General features: G+C 62.5%; 22 protein-coding genes. 6 read left to right on the forward strand and 16 right to left on the reverse strand.

Annotated features, from left to right (window positions below; genetic code table 11):
- Positions 1–156: 156 nt before the first annotated feature.
- From AGI3411_RS02010 to AGI3411_RS02035, 6 genes are read left to right on the forward strand one after another with little or no spacing between them, the layout of a single operon-like run.
- Positions 157–1032, forward strand: coding sequence for an alpha/beta fold hydrolase (locus AGI3411_RS02010; RefSeq protein WP_129525744.1), 876 nt, complete (start codon positions 157–159; stop codon positions 1030–1032).
- 15 nt (positions 1033–1047) lie between these two features.
- Entirely contained in the window at positions 1048–2220 is a 1173-nt protein-coding gene (locus AGI3411_RS02015; protein WP_129525745.1) for a substrate-binding domain-containing protein, read from the forward strand.
- Positions 2221–2235: 15 nt separating this feature from the next.
- A complete protein-coding gene (locus AGI3411_RS02020) occupies positions 2236–3006 on the forward strand; it encodes an ABC transporter ATP-binding protein (protein WP_129525746.1) in 771 nt (256 codons plus the stop codon).
- Positions 3003–3752, forward strand: a complete 750-nt coding sequence (locus tag AGI3411_RS02025) for an ABC transporter ATP-binding protein (RefSeq protein ID WP_129525747.1) — start codon at positions 3003–3005, stop codon at positions 3750–3752. Before AGI3411_RS02020 ends, AGI3411_RS02025 begins: the two co-directional genes overlap by 4 nt.
- The gene (locus AGI3411_RS02030) at positions 3749–4759 is read left to right on the forward strand and encodes a branched-chain amino acid ABC transporter permease (protein ID WP_129525748.1); all 1011 of its coding nucleotides are present in this window, start codon (positions 3749–3751) and stop codon (positions 4757–4759) included. Before AGI3411_RS02025 ends, AGI3411_RS02030 begins: the two co-directional genes overlap by 4 nt.
- An 11-nt stretch (positions 4760–4770) precedes the next feature.
- Positions 4771–5838, forward strand: coding sequence for a branched-chain amino acid ABC transporter permease (locus tag AGI3411_RS02035; RefSeq protein ID WP_129525749.1), 1068 nt, complete (start codon positions 4771–4773; stop codon positions 5836–5838).
- A gap of 23 nt (positions 5839–5861) precedes the next feature.
- Here the strand turns inward: AGI3411_RS02035 and AGI3411_RS02040 are convergent, their stop codons facing one another.
- From AGI3411_RS02040 to rpsL, 16 genes are all read right to left on the reverse strand, one after another.
- On the reverse strand, positions 5862–6383 hold the full coding sequence (locus AGI3411_RS02040) for a hypothetical protein (protein WP_244240227.1): 522 nt from the start codon (positions 6381–6383) through the stop codon (positions 5862–5864).
- A 134-nt stretch (positions 6384–6517) separates the two neighbouring features.
- The gene (rpsQ, locus tag AGI3411_RS02045) at positions 6518–6799 is read right to left on the reverse strand and encodes a 30S ribosomal protein S17 (RefSeq protein WP_006216549.1); all 282 of its coding nucleotides are present in this window, start codon (positions 6797–6799) and stop codon (positions 6518–6520) included.
- A 2-nt stretch (positions 6800–6801) separates the two neighbouring features.
- Positions 6802–6993, reverse strand: a complete 192-nt coding sequence (rpmC, locus tag AGI3411_RS02050; RefSeq protein WP_003806912.1) for a 50S ribosomal protein L29 — start codon at positions 6991–6993, stop codon at positions 6802–6804.
- An 11-nt stretch (positions 6994–7004) separates the two neighbouring features.
- Positions 7005–7421 (reverse strand): 50S ribosomal protein L16, encoded by a 417-nt coding sequence (gene rplP, locus AGI3411_RS02055; RefSeq protein ID WP_006389610.1) that lies wholly within the window; start codon positions 7419–7421, stop codon positions 7005–7007.
- A 2-nt stretch (positions 7422–7423) separates the two neighbouring features.
- Positions 7424–8215 (reverse strand): 30S ribosomal protein S3, encoded by a 792-nt coding sequence (gene rpsC / locus AGI3411_RS02060; RefSeq protein ID WP_006389609.1) that lies wholly within the window; start codon positions 8213–8215, stop codon positions 7424–7426.
- 9 nt (positions 8216–8224) lie between these two features.
- Positions 8225–8554, reverse strand: a complete 330-nt coding sequence (rplV, locus tag AGI3411_RS02065; protein ID WP_043541551.1) for a 50S ribosomal protein L22 — start codon at positions 8552–8554, stop codon at positions 8225–8227.
- Between the two features lie 3 nt (positions 8555–8557).
- Positions 8558–8833 (reverse strand): 30S ribosomal protein S19, encoded by a 276-nt coding sequence (gene rpsS / locus AGI3411_RS02070; RefSeq protein WP_006216555.1) that lies wholly within the window; start codon positions 8831–8833, stop codon positions 8558–8560.
- Between the two features lie 12 nt (positions 8834–8845).
- Positions 8846–9673, reverse strand: coding sequence for a 50S ribosomal protein L2 (gene rplB / locus AGI3411_RS02075; RefSeq protein ID WP_129525750.1), 828 nt, complete (start codon positions 9671–9673; stop codon positions 8846–8848).
- Entirely contained in the window at positions 9674–9970 is a 297-nt protein-coding gene (gene rplW / locus AGI3411_RS02080) for a 50S ribosomal protein L23 (protein ID WP_006216557.1), read from the reverse strand.
- Complete coding sequence (gene rplD / locus AGI3411_RS02085) at positions 9967–10587, reverse strand: 50S ribosomal protein L4 (protein WP_008168948.1); 621 nt, start codon at positions 10585–10587, stop codon at positions 9967–9969. The genes rplW and rplD overlap by 4 nt, the downstream gene beginning before the upstream one ends.
- Positions 10588–10591: 4 nt before the next feature.
- Positions 10592–11281 (reverse strand): 50S ribosomal protein L3, encoded by a 690-nt coding sequence (gene rplC, locus AGI3411_RS02090; RefSeq protein WP_043541546.1) that lies wholly within the window; start codon positions 11279–11281, stop codon positions 10592–10594.
- Between the two features lie 303 nt (positions 11282–11584).
- Entirely contained in the window at positions 11585–11896 is a 312-nt protein-coding gene (gene rpsJ / locus AGI3411_RS02095; RefSeq protein ID WP_003806903.1) for a 30S ribosomal protein S10, read from the reverse strand.
- 74 nt (positions 11897–11970) lie between these two features.
- Complete coding sequence (gene tuf, locus AGI3411_RS02100; RefSeq protein ID WP_129525751.1) at positions 11971–13161, reverse strand: elongation factor Tu; 1191 nt, start codon at positions 13159–13161, stop codon at positions 11971–11973.
- A gap of 77 nt (positions 13162–13238) precedes the next feature.
- Positions 13239–15341, reverse strand: a complete 2103-nt coding sequence (gene fusA, locus AGI3411_RS02105; RefSeq protein ID WP_062680863.1) for an elongation factor G — start codon at positions 15339–15341, stop codon at positions 13239–13241.
- 18 nt (positions 15342–15359) lie between these two features.
- The gene (rpsG, locus tag AGI3411_RS02110; RefSeq protein ID WP_006216561.1) at positions 15360–15830 is read right to left on the reverse strand and encodes a 30S ribosomal protein S7; all 471 of its coding nucleotides are present in this window, start codon (positions 15828–15830) and stop codon (positions 15360–15362) included.
- Between the two features lie 166 nt (positions 15831–15996).
- Positions 15997–16374 (reverse strand): 30S ribosomal protein S12, encoded by a 378-nt coding sequence (rpsL, locus tag AGI3411_RS02115; protein WP_005017264.1) that lies wholly within the window; start codon positions 16372–16374, stop codon positions 15997–15999.
- Positions 16375–16693 lie beyond the last annotated feature (319 nt).

The raw sequence follows: 16693 nt of genomic DNA on the forward strand, positions 1-16693 counted from the left end.
TTGTGCGCAGGCATCGGCGCCAGGCGCCTGTGATCCTGCGTCTACATATTCTTGACTCACCCTGCTCTGGGGCGTCGGGCGCCTTGTTGGCGCGCTTGGCGCAAGTCTATATTCAGCCCGATAAGCACACAACCTGGACAACCCGGGAGGAGACCCATGGCGAACCCGTCCGCGCCGGCTTCGCGCTATCTGCGCTGCGAGGGCCGCGAACTGCATTACACGGAATGGGGTGCGGCGGACGCGCCGGCCGTCATCATGTGGCACGGCCTGGCCCGCACCGGACGCGATTTCGACGAGCTGGCGCAAGCGCTGGCGAACGAGTACCGCATCATCTGCCCCGACACGATCGGCCGCGGCCTGTCGCAATGGAGCCCCGATCCGGTCGCAGAATACCGCCTGGATTTCTATGCGGCGCTGGCCCGCGCCCTGCTCGACGGCCTGTCGCTGGCGCGCGTGCGCTGGGTAGGCACGTCCATGGGCGGCGCGACGGGCATGCATGCCGCGGCCACCACATTGCGCGACCGGATCTCGCACCTGGTGGTCAACGACATCGGGCCCGAACTGCCCCAGGCTGCCGTCGAGCGCATCGTGGCCTATGTCGGCGCGCCCCCCGCCTTCGACACGGTCACGGAACTGGAAGCGTGGCTGCGCACCGCCTACAAGCCCTATGGCTGGCAAAGCGACGAGCAATGGCGCCGAATGACCGAAACCTCCGTGCGCCGCCTGCCGGACGGGCGCATCACCGCCCACTACGATCCTGCCATCGTGGGGCAGTTCAGCCACCACCCCGGCGACTACGACCGCTGGAGCGGGTATGACTCGCTGCGCATGCCGGTCCTGCTGCTGCGAGGCGCCGATTCCGACCTGCTGCTGCCCGACGTGGCGGACGCCATGACGCAGCGCGGCCCGCGGGCGCAACGCATCGACTTCCCGGATTGCGGCCACGCCCCCGCCCTGAACGTCGCCCCCCAGATCGACGCCATCCGCCAATTCCTGGCCACGCCGGACCAACCGGCGGCCACCCGCCACTGATAACAGGAGCCCCCCATGAAACGCGTTCTGCTCGCCGCGCTGGTCGGCCTATGCATGAGTTCTGCAGCAGCGGCGAAGGATTTCGTCGTGGCCCACGTCTATGACAAGACGGGGCCGCTGGAAGCCTACGCCAAGCAAACCCAGAACGGCCTGATGCTGGGCCTGGAATACGCGACGCAAGGCACCATGACGGTGGCCGGCCGCAAGATCCGCGTGATCGAAAAGGACAACCAGGGCAAGCCCGACGTGGCGCGCGCGCAGCTGGCCTCGGCCTATGCCGACGACAACGCCGACATCGCCGTGGGCCCGACCTCCTCCGGGGTTGCGCTGGCCATGCTGCCGATCGCCGAGGAGTACGAAAAGATCCTGCTGGTCGAACCGGCCGTGGCGGATTCGATCACCGGCGACAAATGGAACCGCTACATCTTCCGCACCGGCCGCAACTCCTCGCAGGACGCCATCGCCAACGCGGTCGCTTTCGACCAGGCCGGCACCTCGATCGCCATGCTGGCGCAAGACTATGCGTTCGGCCGCGACGGCGTAAAGGCGTTCAAGGGCGCGTTGAAGAACGCCAAAATCGTGCACGAGGAATACCTGCCCGCCAACGCCACCGACTTTACCGCCGGCGCGCAGCGTCTGTTCGACGCACTGAAGGACAAGCCCGGCCGCAAGATCATCTTCATCCTCTGGGCCGGTGCGGGCAATCCCTTCAAGATCGCCGACCTGGATCCGAAACGCTTCGGTATCGAGATCGCCACGGGCGGCAACACGCTGGCCGCCATGACGCCGCTGAAGTCGCTGGCCGGCATGGAAGGCGCGACTTATTACTACTACGGCATCCCGAAGAACCCAGTCAACGACTGGCTGGTCGCGGAACACCAGAAGCGCTACGGACAGCCCCCCGACTTCTTCACCGCGGGCGGCATGTCGGCCGGTATCGCGATCGTGCAGGCGCTGTCCAAGACCGCGGGCAACTCCGACACCGACACGCTGATAAAGGCGATGGAAGGGATGAGCTTCGATACGCCCAAGGGCAAGATGACTTTCCGGCCCGAGGATCACCAGGCCATGCAGTCCATGTACCACTTCCGCATCAAGAACGATCCGTCGGTGCCGTGGGCCGTGCAGGATCTGATCAAGGAAATAACGCCCGACCAGATGTCGGTGCCGATCCTGAACAAACGCTGAGGCCGCGCCCCGCCCATGCTGGAAACCCAATCGCTCACCATCCGTTTCGGCGGACACGTGGCAGTCAACGAAGTCAGCTGCAGCTATGCGCCTGGCACCCTGACGGCCATCGTCGGCCCGAACGGCGCGGGCAAGACCACCTACTTCAATCTTATTTCCGGCCAGCTGCGCGCCAGCTCGGGAACGGTGCGCCTGAACGGGCGCGATCTCACGCCGCTTGGCGCCTCGGCCCGCATGCACGCGGGCCTGGGCCGCGCATTCCAGTTGACGCAGCTGTTCCCGCGCCTGAGCGTGCACGAGAACGTGCGGCTGGCCCTGCAGTCGCGCCAGCAGGGCATGGGCTGGCGGCAGATCCGGTTCTGGCGCATGTGGAACGACGATCGCGGTCTGATCGAACGCGCCGACGTGCTGCTGGAGCGCACCCGCCTGTCCGCGCGCAGCGGCCAGGCCGCCGCCGACCTGCCCCATGGCGACCAGCGCAAGCTGGAGATCGCGATGCTGGTGGCGCTGGATCCCCAGGTGTTCATGTTCGACGAGCCGACGGCCGGCATGAGCGTGGACGACGTGCCTGTCGTGCTGGAGCTGATCCGTGAAATAAAGACCGATCCATCGAAAACGATCCTGCTCGTGGAACACAAGATGGACGTGGTGCGCGAACTGGCCGACCGCATCGTGGTACTGCACAACGGGCAGTTGATGGCGGATGGCGAGCCCGCGGCGGTCATCGCCTCGCCGATCGTGCAACAGGCCTACCTGGGCATCAGTCCGACGGAGCAAACGGCATGACGCGCGCCTTGCTGGAACTGAAGGACGTGCACACGCACATCGGCGCGTATCACATCCTGCACGGCGTGGATCTCACCGTGCCCACGGCGGCCGTGACCATGCTGCTTGGACGCAACGGCGCCGGCAAGACCACCACGCTGCGCACGGTCATGAGCCTATGGCGCGCGTCGCAAGGCCAGGTAAGCTTCGACGGCGCTCCGGTGGGCGGTCCGGGCACGCGCGTGTCTGCGCCCGACATGGCGCGCATGGGCATAGCCTATGTGCCGGAGAACATGGGCATCTTCGCCGATCTCTCCGTCAAGGAGAACATCCTGCTGGCGGCTCGGCAGGCGAAGAATGCCGGCCAGCTCGACACGGCCAGGCTGGAGTGGATATTCGGCTTCTTCCCCGCGCTGAAGAAGTTCTGGCTGCATCCGGCGGGCAAGCTGTCGGGAGGCCAGAAGCAAATGCTGGCGGTGGCGCGCGCGATCATCGAACCGCGCCGGCTGCTGCTGGTCGACGAGCCCAGCAAGGGCCTCGCCCCCGCCATCGTCCAGAACATGATCGACGCCTTCATCGAACTGAAGCAGGCATCCACCACCATTCTGCTCGTCGAGCAGAATTTCAATTTCGCCCGCCTCGTGGGCGATCATGTCGCCGTGATGGACAACGGCCGCGTCGTCCATGCCGGAAACATGGCGCAGCTGGCGGCGGACGACGAACTGCAGACACGCCTGCTGGGCCTGTCGCTGGGAAGCCACCAATGAGCACCCTTGAACTCGACACTCCGCTGCCGCGCGTGCGCGCGGACCTGCGCCCCGCCCTGCTGGTGCTGGCGCTTGCCGCGATCGCCTTGCCGCTGGTGGGCTCCCTGTCCACTTGGGTGACCCTGACCCTTGCCGGCCTGGCCATGGGCATGATCATCTTCATCGTGGCCTCGGGCATGACGCTCGTCTTCGGCCTCATGGACGTGCTGAACTTCGGGCATGGCCTGTTCATCGCCATCGGCGCATACATGGCGGCCACCGTGCTGGGCTCCATGGCCGACTGGACGCAGTCCGGCAGCCTGTGGATGAATCTGATGGCCGTGCTGCCGGCCATGATCGTCGGCATGCTGGTGGCGGGCGCCGTCGGCCTGGCGTTCGAGCGCGTTATCGTCCGGCCGGTTTACGGGCAGCACCTCAAGCAGATCCTCATCACCATGGGCGGCATGATCATCGGCGAAGAGATCATCAAGATGCTGTGGGGACCGCAGACAATCTCGCTGCCGCTGCCCGAAGCGATGCGCGGCGCGTTCCTTCTGGGCGACGCCGCGATCGAGAAATTCCGGATCGTCGCGCTGGTGACGGGGCTGCTCGTGCTAGGCGGCATGCTGTGGCTGCTCAACCGCACCAAGCTGGGCCTCTTGATCCGGGCGGGCGTGGAAGACCGCGAAATGGTGGAAAGCCTGGGCTACCGGATCCGCCATCTTTTCGTGGGCGTGTTCGTTGCGGGTTCGATGCTGGCGGGACTCGGCGGCGTGCTCTGGGGCATGTACCAGCAATCGGTCGTCCCGCAGCTGGGTGCGCAGGTCAACGTGCTGATCTTCATTGTCATCATGATCGGCGGCCTGGGTTCGACCGTGGGATGCCTGATTGGCGCGCTGCTCGTCGGCCTGATGGCCAACTACACCGGGTTCCTGCTGCCCAAGGCCGCCCTGTTCTCGAACATCGCACTGATGGTCGCCATACTGCTGTGGCGTCCGCAGGGCGTGTACCCGGTCACGAACCGCTAGGAACCGCCGACATGTCCGTACGCCTGCTTTCCGGCGATCCTCCCCGCAGCGCCGTGCTGGCGCTTCTGCTCATCGCGATCGTGGCCGCCCTGGCCGTGGCGCCTTTCCTCTTTCCAGGTCCGAAATCACTTGCCGTCGCAGCGAAGATTCTGGTGTTCGTCATCCTCGTGGCCAGCTACGACCTGCTGCTGGGCTATACCGGCATCGTCAGCTTCGCCCACACGATGTTCTTCGGGATCGGCGCTTATGGCGTTGCCATCGCCAGCGTACGCCTGGAGCCGGGGTGGACGGCCATACTCGCAGGCACCGCTGCCGGCTTGGCGGTATCGCTGGCCTTCGCCCTGCTGATCGGCCTGGCCAGCTTGCGCGTGCGCGCCATCTTCTACGCCATGATCACGCTTGCGGTCGCGGCCGCGTTCCAGACGCTGGTCTCGCAGCTGTCCGACCTGACGGGCGGCGAGGACGGCTTGAACTTCAAGGTGCCGCAAATGTTGCGGCCCGCCTTCCGGCCCTTCTCGGAACCGATCTTCGGCGTCACGGTCGACGGCCGCATCATTACGTACTACCTGATCGCCGCAGCCTGCGTAGTGCTGTTCCTGCTGTTGCTGCGCATCGTGAATTCGCCGTTCGGCCGGGTCCTGCAGGCGATCCGGGAGAATCCCTTCCGCGCCGAGGCCATCGGCTACCGCACGGTGCTGTACCGCAGCCTGTCCAATCTGCTGGCCGCCGCCTTCGCGACGCTAGCGGGCGCAATGTACGCGCTCTGGCTGCGGTACAACGGTCCGGACACCTCGCTATCGTTCGAGATCATGCTCAACATCCTCCTGATGCTCGTGATCGGCGGAATGGGCACCATGTACGGCGCGGTGGTGGGCGCAGGCCTCTTCGTCTTCGCGCAGAGTTACTTGCAGGACGGCCTGCACCACATCCACGAGCTCGTGTCAGGCGTCGCGCCCCTGGCCCTCTTGTTCGAGCCGGACCGCTGGCTGCTGTGGCTGGGAATTCTGTTCGTCGTGTCCGTGTACTACTTCCCCACCGGCATTGCCGGCCGCCTGCGCGAGCTCACGCCAAAGCGCTAGCCTGCGCGCACGCTGGCGCAGGGCTACCGGCCGCGCTGGCGCAGCTCGTCGGCCTCGCGGCGCAAGCCATCGACCCGGTGCTGCATCTCGTCCATGCTGCGCCGCGTTCCATTTCCGGCATCGTCCAGCCTAGAACCGGCAGGCGCGGGCGCCAATGGCCGCATGGGGGCAACACCGCCGTTCAGGGGTATCGTGGCCGGGGGATGCGGATCCACGTAGGCTGGCCTGCTGTCCAGGATGCGCTCCAGCAGCTTGAGCTGGCTGCGCTGCGTATCGAGCGCGCGCTCCTGCCCGGCCAGAGCCAGTTCGTCCTCGTCTTCGGTGCCGAAGATCGCCGCATGGTCTGGCGACCCTTGCACGCGCACCCGGGGTTCGGGCCCTGCCGTCAACGCATTTCTGCCCACCGGCGCTTCGGCGTCGAAGGGCGCGCCATTCGCCTGGGGAGTGCCCGCCGCTTGCGGCTGCGCCCAGACGGGCGGCATGAGCCCCGCCAGCAGGCAGAACACGAACAGGCGGGCCCGCGCCCTATTGGATGAACCTGGCATCCGGCCTCCAAGTCCGCAGGATGGGTGTGGCGCGCAAACCCAGAGCAGGAGCGCGGACGAAAAAAAACGGCAAGGGTGTTATCCCTTGCCGTCTTATATCAGAACGGCGAACCGTTCCGATGAACTGCTTTTACTTAGATGATACGTGCGGCTTCAACCAGACGCACCACGCGCCACGACTTCGAGCGCGAGATGGGACGGCCTTCAGCGATTTCAACCGTATCGCCTTCGTTGTACTGGTTCGATTCGTCGTGCGCCTTGTACTTCGCGGAGCGCATGATGATCTTGCCGAAGATGGGGTGCTTGACGCGGCGTTCAACCAGAACGACGACAGTCTTGTCCATCTTGTTGCTGACGACCTTGCCGACCAGCGTACGCTGGCGCTTGGCCACTTGGGTGTTTTGAGTTTCGCTCATCTTTATTTCCCTGCCTTCTCGGTCAGCAAGGTACGCACGCGCGCGATGTCGCGACGCACATTGCGCAGCTGGCTGGTATTGGCAAGCTGCTGCGTGGCCTTCTGCATACGCAGACCGAATTGTGCCTTCAGCAGGCTTTCGAGCTCTTTGCCGAGCTCGGCGGCGTCTTTCGAACGGAGTTCGCTGGCTTTCATCTTAGTACTCCTTAAGCACCGATATGACGCGCGACGAACGTGGTCGAAATCGGCAGCTTGGCAGCGGCCAGGCGGAAAGCTTCACGCGCGAGCTCTTCGCTAACCCCTTCCATTTCGTAGAGCACCTTGCCGGGCTGGATTTCGGCGACCCAGTACTCCGGGTTGCCCTTACCGTTACCCATACGGACTTCGGCAGGCTTCTGCGAGATGGGCTTATCCGGGAAAATGCGAATCCAGATACGGCCGCCACGCTTGATGTGACGATTGATGGCACGACGAGCGGCTTCGATCTGACGAGCGGTCAGACGGCCACGGCCGGTGGCCTTCAGACCGAATTCGCCGAACGACACGTGGGTGCCACGGGTCGCCAGACCGGTGTTGCGGCCCTTCTGCTCTTTGCGATACTTTCTGCGAGAGGGTTGCAGCATGGTTATTCTCCTTCAGGCGCCGGAGCAGCGTCCGCCTTGCGGGGACCACGGCCACGACCACCCGGACGACCGGTGCGAGCACCGTCCGGACGATCACCACGCGGAGCGCGGCGCGGACGACGTTCTTCTTCACGCGGGGCGGCGGTTTCCGGCGGCAATTCGCCGTTGGCCAGCATGTCGCCCTTATAGACCCAGACCTTGATGCCGATCACGCCATACGTGGTGTGGGCTTCGGAGGTGCCGTAGTCGATGTTGGCCTTGAGGGTGTGCAGCGGCACACGGCCTTCGCGATACCACTCGGTGCGAGCAATTTCGATACCGTTCAGACGGCCCGAGCTCATGATCTTGATGCCTTGGGCACCCAGACGCATGGCGTTCTGCATCGCGCGCTTCATCGCGCGGCGGAACATGATGCGCTTCTCGAGCTGTTGCGAGATCGAGTCGGCGATCAGTTGAGCATCGGTTTCCGGCTTGCGGATTTCTTCGATGTTGACGTGCACAGGCACGCCCATCAGACGCTGCAGATCAGCCTTCAGGCTTTCGATGTCTTCGCCGCGCTTGCCGATCACCACGCCCGGACGAGCCGAGTAGACGGTGATGCGGGCATTCTTGGCGGGACGCTCGATGATCACGCGACCGACGGAGGCGCTCTTGAGCTTCTTTTTCAGGTACTCGCGGACGCGGATGTCTTCGGCCAGCATGGAACCGAAGGCCTTGTCGTCGGCGAACCAACGCGAGGACCAATTACGGGTGACCGCGAGACGGAACCCAGTGGGGTGAATTTTCTGACCCATCGTGACTCCTTAAGCTCCGACCTTGACCGTGATGTGGCAGGTCTGCTTCTCGATACGGTTGCCGCGGCCCTTGGCGCGAGCGGAGAAGCGCTTCATCGACTGAGCCTTGTCCACGAAGATCGTGGTGACTTTCAGTTCGTCGATATCGGCGCCGTCGTTGTGCTCGGCGTTGGCGATGGCGGACTCGACAGCCTTCTTCAGGATGGCGGCGGCCTTCTTCGGCGAGAAGGTGAGGATGTTCAGCGCTTGCGAGACCGACTTGCCGCGGATCAGATCCGCAACCAGACGCGTCTTTTGAGCGGAGATGTGAACCCCACGGATAATGGCAGTAGTTTCCATCGCTTACCTCTTCGCCTTCTTGTCCGCGGCGTGACCCTTGAACGTACGGGTCAGCGCGAACTCGCCCAGCTTGTGACCGACCATGTTCTCGTTGATGTACACGGGAACATGCTGCTTGCCGTTGTGCACAGCGATCGTCAGACCGATGAACTCGGGCAGGATCGTCGAGCGACGCGACCAGGTCTTGATCGGCTTCTTGTCTTTGCCCGCGACGGCCGTGTCCACCTTTTTGATCAGGTGAGCATCGACAAACGGGCCTTTCTTGATCGAACGTGACATAGTGTTCGCCTCTTACTTGCGCTTGCGCCGTTGGACGATCATATTGCTCGTCCGCTTGTTGCGACGGGTCTTGAAACCCTTCGCCGGAGTGCCCCACGGGCTGACCGGTTCGCGTGCTTCACCGGTGCGGCCTTCACCGCCACCGTGCGGGTGATCCACCGGGTTCATGGCAACGCCACGGACCGTCGGGCGGACACCGCGCCAACGCATTGCACCGGCCTTGCCGATTTGGCGCAGGCTGTGTTCTTCGTTACCGACTTCACCGATGGTGGCGCGGCATTCGATGTGCACACGGCGGACTTCACCCGAGCGCAGACGCACCTGAGCGTAGACGCCTTCGCGAGCCAGCAGGACGGCGGAAGCGCCGGCCGAGCGGACCATCTGGGCACCCTTGCCAGGGATCATTTCGACGCAGTGAATCGTCGTACCCACCGGGATGTTGCGGATCGGCAGCGTGTTGCCGGCACGGATCGGGGCTTCGATGCCCGACACCAGCGTGGCGCCCACTTCCAGACCGCGCGGAGCGATGATGTAACGACGTTCGCCGTCGGCGTAGCACAGCAGAGCGATGTGCGCCGTACGGTTGGGGTCATATTCCAGACGCTCGACCTTCGCCGGGATACCGTCCTTGTCGCGACGGAAGTCGACGACACGGTAGTGCTGCTTGTGGCCACCGCCACGATGACGGATCGTGATGTGACCGTTGTTGTTACGGCCGGAACCACGGGTCTTCTTTTCCAGCAGCGGCGCGTAGGGCTCACCCTTGTGCAGGTTGGGGCTAACAACCTTCACCATGCCACGGCGGCCAGCCGAAGTCGGCTTAACTTTTACGAGGGCCATTTACTTCACCTCCGCAAAGTCGATTTCCTGGCCGTCCTTGAGCGAGACGTAGGCCTTGCGCTCATTGCGACGACGGCCAACGAATCGGCCAAAGCGCTTGACTTTGCCCTTACGGTTGAGGACCTGCACGGACTCGACCTGCACCTTGAAGAGCAGTTCGACGGCAGCCTTGATTTCCGGCTTGGTAGCGTCAGCCACGACACGGAAAGCGACTTGCTGATTCTTCTCGGCAACAAACGTGGCCTTTTCGGTCACGATCGGAGCAAGAATGACTTGCATCAAGCGTTCAGCGTTCATCCCAGCATCTCCTCGAGTTGAGCGATGGCCGGCTTGGTGATCAGCACTTTCTTGTAGTGGACCAGCGACAACGGATCGGCATAACGGGGCTCGACAACAGCAACGTGCGGCAGGTTGCGAGTGGCGAGGTAAACATTTTCATCAACGCTGTCGGTGATGATCAGGACCGAGTCCAGGCCCAGGCTCTTCAGCTTTGCAGCGGCGGCCTTGGTCTTGGGCGATTCCAGATCGAACGATTCGACAACGGCGATGCGGTCTTCACGAGCCAGCTGCGACAGGATCGAGCGGATCCCGGCGCGGTACATCTTCTTGTTGACCTTCTGGCTGAAGTTCTCTTCGGGCGAGTTCGGGAAAGTCCGACCACCGCCACGCCACAGCGGCGACGAAGTCATACCAGCGCGTGCGCGGCCGGTACCCTTCTGGCGCCAGGGCTTCTTGGTCGAGTGCTTGACTTCAGTGCGATCCTTCTGAGCGCGGTTGCCCGAACGGGCGTTGGCTTGGAAAGCCACCACGATCTGATGAATCAGCGCTTCGTTGAAGTCGCGGCCGAAGATCGTGTCGGGCGCGCTAAACGTAGCGGCAGCCTGACCTTGGTCATTCAGGAGCTTGAGATCCATTTACTTACGCTCCCTTCTTGGCCGGGGCCTTGATGGCCGGACGCACGACGATGTCGGCGCCAGCGTGGCCGGGGACAGCGCCCTTGACCAGCAGCAGGCCGCGCTCAGCGTCAACGCGAACGACGTCGAGGTTTTGAACGGTGCGGGTGACATCACCCAGGTGACCGGCCATGCGCTTACCCGGGAAAATACGGCCCGGATCTTGAGCTTGACCAATCGAGCCCGGGACGCGGTGCGAACGGGAGTTACCGTGCGACGCGCGTTGCGAACCGAAATTGTGGCGCTTGATGGTACCGGCGAAGCCTTTACCAATGCTGGTGCCCGTGACGTCGACCTGTTGGCCGGCTTCGAACACCGATTCCACGGCGATCACGGCACCAGCCGCAAATTCAGCGGCGCGAGCGGGATCAAGGCGGAATTCTTTGAGGATGCTGCCGGCTTCAGCGCCGGCTTTGGCGTAGTGGCCCGTTTGCGGCTGAGCCACACGCGAGGCACGACGAGTGCCATAAGCCACTTGGATCGCGGCGTAGCCGTCGGTTTCCAGCGACTTAACTTGGGTCACGCGGTTGTTCGACACGTCCAGCACGGTCACCGGGATGGATTCACCTTCCTCGGTAAAAATGCGGGTCATGCCGACCTTGCGACCCACCAGCCCCAGCCGGTGAGCGGCGGGCGTGGGTGTCGAATTCGACATCGTTTTCTCCATTCCCGACTGCGATTGGTCGGGGCTAATCAGGCAAAAGGTAACGGCCTTTGCCCTACGACTATGTTCAGCCTGGCTTTCATTCGGGCCCGCCCCCAAAGGGATTGGCCTTCCTTTCATCCATAGCTGCTCTTGCCACAAAATGGCAAGCTTGGCATATTAGCACGTTTTTTTCAGGCAGCACAAGCACTTAGCGCGATCAAGCGTTGTGCGCAGAAAACAAAATGGCCGCACTCCAAGGGAATGCGGCCATTTTTTTCGAGCCTACCGGCGAAGGTAGCAGGCCCGATATGCTTACTGCAGCGCGATTTCTACGTCGACGCCGGCCGGCAGGTCCAGACGCATCAGGGCGTCAACGGTCTTGTCGGTGGGATCCACGATGTCCATCAGGCGCTGATGGGTACGGATTTCGAACTGGTCGCGCGACGTCTTGTTCACGTGCGGCGAACGCAGGACGTCGTAGCGGCGGATACGCGTGGGCAGCGGCACCGGGCCACGGACAACGGCGCCGGTACGCTTGGCGGTATCGACGATTTCAGCGGCCGATTGATCGATCAGCTTGTAATCGAAGGCTTTCAAGCGGATACGGATCTTTTGGTTTTTCATGGCGTTTCCTAAAGAACGAAAGACGAGGGCGGCATTGCGCCCTCGCTGGTTGGGTGCTGCTTAACTGATCCCGATTACTTCAGGATCTTGGCGACGACGCCGGCGCCGACGGTACGACCGCCTTCACGGATGGCGAAACGCAGGCCTTCTTCCATGGCGATCGGGGCCAGCAGCTTGACGGTCATCGTCACGTTGTCGCCCGGCAGAACCATTTCCTTGTCGGCCGGCAGGTCGATCGTACCCGTCACGTCCGTCGTGCGGAAGTAGAACTGGGGACGATAGCCGTTGAAGAACGGGGTGTGGCGGCCGCCTTCTTCCTTCGACAGGATGTACACCTCGGACGTGAAGTCCGTGTGCGGGGTGATCGAGCCCGGCTTGGCCAGAACTTGGCCGCGCTGAACGTCTTCACGCTTGGTGCCGCGCAGCAGGATGCCCACGTTGTCGCCAGCTTGACCTTGGTCCAGCAGCTTGCGGAACATTTCCACGCCGGTGCAGGTCGTCTTGACCGTCGGGACGATACCCACGATTTCGATTTCTTCGCCGACCTTGATGATGCCGCGTTCGATACGGCCGGTCACCACGGTGCCGCGACCCGAGATCGAGAACACGTCTTCAACAGGCATCAGGAACGCGCCGTCAACCGCGCGCTCAGGCGTCGGGATGTACGAATCCAGTGCTTGGGCCAGCGACAGGATCGCCTGTTCGCCCAGTTCGCCCTTGTCGCCTTCCAGCGCCAGCTTGGCCGAACCCTTCACGATCGGGGTGTCGTCGCCCGGGAAGTCGTACTTCGACAGCAGTTCGCGGACTTCCATTTCCACCAGCTCGAGCAGCTCGGCGTCGTCAACCATGTCGGCCTTGTTCAGGAAGACGATGATGTACGGCACGCCAACCTGGCGCGACAGCAGAATGTGTTCACGCGTTTGCGGCATCGGGCCGTCAGCGGCAGACACCACCAGGATCGCGCCGTCCATTTGCGCCGCGCCCGTGATCATGTTCTTCACATAGTCAGCGTGGCCCGGGCAGTCAACGTGCGCGTAGTGACGCGTTTCCGTTTCGTACTCGACGTGCGCCGTGTTGATCGTGATACCGCGTGCCTTTTCTTCAGGAGCCGCATCGATCTGGTCGTAGCCCTTGGCTTCGCCACCAAACTTGTTCGACAGAACGGTCGTGATCGCCGCCGTCAACGTCGTTTTGCCGTGGTCAACGTGACCAATCGTACCCACGTTCACGTGCGGCTTGGTACGTTCAAACTTGCCTTTTGCCATGATCTCTATCCTTTGACTTTCAAGGAAACTTTGATATCTGCCGGGACCGCCTTATGGACGGACCCGGCAAGGGTTATTTACTTGGCCCGAGCGGCGATGACTTCGTCAGCGACGTTCTTGGGGGCCTCGGAGTAATGCTTGAATTCCATCGTGTACGTGGCACGGCCTTGCGTCAGCGAACGCAGGTTCGTGGCGTAACCGAACATCTCGGCCAGCGGAACTTCGGCCTTGATGGTCTTGCCACCGCCAACCATGTCATCCATGCCCTGAACCATGCCGCGACGCGAGGACAGATCGCCCATCACCGTACCAGCGTAGTCTTCAGGCGTTTCGACTTCAACGGCCATCATCGGTTCCAGCAGCACGGGGCTAGCCTTGCGCATGCCTTCCTTGAATGCCATCGAGCCGGCCATCTTGAACGCGTTTTCGTTCGAGTCCACGTCGTGGTACGAACCGAAGAACAGCGTGACCTTGACGTCCACGACCGGGTAGCCGGCCAGGATGCCCGACGGCAACGTTTCCGTGATGCCCTTGTCCACCGCGGGGATGAACTCGCGCGGCACAACGCCGCCCTTGATGGCGTCCACGAACTCGTAGCCACCGCCCGGCGGGAGCGGTTCGACCTTCAGGACCACGTGACCGTACTGACCACGACCGCCCGACTGCTTGACGAACTTGCCTTCGACTTCTTCGCAGGTCTTGCGGATGGTTTCGCGGTAGGCCACCTGGGGCTTGCCGACGTTCGCTTCCACGCCGAATTCGCGCTTCATGCGGTCGACCAGAATTTCCAGGTGCAACTCGCCCATGCCGGAAATGATGGTCTGGCCGGATTCTTCGTCGCTGCGCACGCGGAACGACGGATCTTCCTGCGCCAGGCGCGACAGCGCCAGGCCCATCTTTTCCTGGTCAGCCTTGGACTTGGGTTCCACGGCCTGCGAAATCACGGGCTCGGGGAATTCCATGCGCTCCAGCGTCACGTGCGAATCGACATCGCACAGCGTTTCGCCGGTGGTCACGTCCTTCAGGCCCACGACGGCGGCGATGTCGCCAGCCAGAACTTCCTTGATTTCCTCGCGGTTGTTCGCGTGCATCTGCAGGATGCGGCCGATACGTTCCTTCTTGCCCTTGATCGGGTTGTAAACGGTGTCGCCCGACTTCAGGACGCCCGAGTACACGCGGACGAAGGTCAGCTGGCCGACGAACGGGTCCGTCATCAGCTTGAAGGCCAGAGCCGAGAACTTCTCGCTGTCGTCGGCGCTGCGCTTGACTTCGTTGCCGGCGTCATCGGTGCCTTCGACCGGCGGAATGTCGACCGGCGAGGGCAGGTAGTCGATGACGGCGTCGAGCATGCGCTGCACGCCCTTGTTCTTGAAGGCGGTGCCGCACAGCATCGGCTGGATTTCGCCGGCGATGGTGCGCTGGCGGATGGCCAGGTTGATCTCGGCTTCGTCCAGCGAACCAGTCTCGAGGTACTTGTTCATCAGTTCCTCGGACGACTCGGCAGCCGCCTCGACCAGCTTTTCACGCCATTCTTCGGCGGTGCTTTGCAGTTCGGCCGGAATGTCTTCGTAGTCGAATTTGATGCCCTGGCTGGCTTCGTCCCAGATGATCGCTTTCATCTTGACGAGGTCGATGACGCCCTTGAAGGTGTCTTCGGCGCCGATGGGGATCACCACGGGCACCGGATTGGCGCGCAGGCGCATCTTCAGCTGCTCGTAGACCTTGAAGAAGTTGGCACCGGTACGGTCCATCTTGTTCACGAAGGCCAGACGCGGCACGCCGTACTTGTTGGCTTGGCGCCACACGGTTTCGGACTGAGGCTGAACACCGCCCACCGCGCAGTAGACCATGCAGGCACCGTCCAGGACGCGCATGGAACGCTCCACCTCGATGGTGAAGTCCACGTGCCCCGGGGTGTCGATGATGTTGATGCGGTGTTCGGGATAGTTCTTAGCCATGCCACGCCAAAACGCCGTCGTAGCTGCCGACGTAATGGTGATGCCACGCTCTTGCTCTTGTTCCATCCAGTCCATGGTGGCTGCGCCATCATGCACTTCGCCAATCTTGTGATTGACGCCGGTGTAGAACAGGATGCGTTCGGTCGTGGTGGTTTTCCCTGCATCGATGTGCGCAGAGATACCAATGTTGCGATAGCGCTCGATCGGGGTTTTGCGGGCCATGGTGGGTTAGTCCTTAAATTACCAGCGGAAATGGCTGAAGGCCTTGTTGGCCTCTGCCATCTTGTGCGTGTCTTCGCGCTTCTTCATCGCGGCGCCACGACCTTCGGAGGCGTCGATCAGTTCGCCAGCAAGACGCAGATCCATCGACTTCTCGCCACGCTTCTTGGCGGCTTCACGGAGCCAACGCATAGCCAGGGCCAGGCGGCGCACGGGGCGCACTTCAACCGGCACTTGGTAGTTGGCACCGCCAACGCGGCGGCTCTTCACTTCGACGATCGGCTTGATGTTGTTGATCGCCAGGCTGAAAACCTCGATCGGCTCCTTGCCGGTCTTGGTTTGCACTTGCTCGAGGGCGCCATAGACGATGCGCTCGGCGACGGCCTTCTTGCCGTCCAGCATGACGACGTTCATGAACTTGGCGAGCTCGACGCTGCCGAACTTGGGATCGGGCAGAATCTCGCGCTTGGGTACTTCGCGACGACGGGGCATTGTTGCTTCCTTGTGTCTGTTCAGTTGAACCGTGTTTCATTACACGGCCATGGCCGCCCAATGGGACGACCCCTTACGTGCCGCGCACCTTCCTGTATTCCGGACGGCGCGGTTGCACTTCCCTCGTGACGGACGTCCGCCACTGCGGGGTACTACCGACTCGTTATTAAGCCTTCTTCGGGCGCTTGGCGCCGTACTTCGAGCGGGCTTGCTTACGGTCCTTGACGCCTTGCAGGTCGAGGGAACCGCGCACGATGTGATAACGCACACCGGGCAAGTCCTTCACACGACCGCCGCGCACCAGAACCACCGAGTGCTCTTGCAGGTTGTGGCCTTCACCGCCGATGTACGAAATGACTTCGTAACCGTTGGTCAGACGCACTTTGGCAACCTTACGCAGAGCGGAGTTCGGCTTCTTGGGGGTGGTGGTGTACACGCGAGTGCACACGCCGCGGCGTTGCGGGCAGTTTTCGAGCGCGGGGCTCTTGCTTTTGATGATGCTGACTTCGCGCGGCTTGCGCACGAGTTGGCTAATGGTAGGCATGACCTTTGAAATCCCTTTTACGTACCACTGGTAAGTACTTGCGTACTAGTCTCCTAAGGCGGTGAGCTTCGGAGAAGGCAGTTCGCGCAAAACCGCCTCAAACGTTCGTATACGTAAAAGAGCGGGTTTGCCAACAAACTGTGACAAAACGCACAAGACCGGGTGCCGTGGGGTAGATGCCGCGGGGAAACCCCGCTGTGTGCCATGAAACGAAAGGCTCGTGACGCACCCCGTTTCCTGACCCTGAACTTCCGACCCTACCGCGACCAGATTTTGCGCGCGAAATAAAGCAGTTAGCCCTTTAGCATAACTGAGATTC

This window comes from Achromobacter agilis (assembly GCF_900496965.1).
In the GTDB taxonomy this organism is placed as follows: Bacteria; Pseudomonadota; Gammaproteobacteria; order Burkholderiales; family Burkholderiaceae_B; genus Achromobacter; species Achromobacter agilis.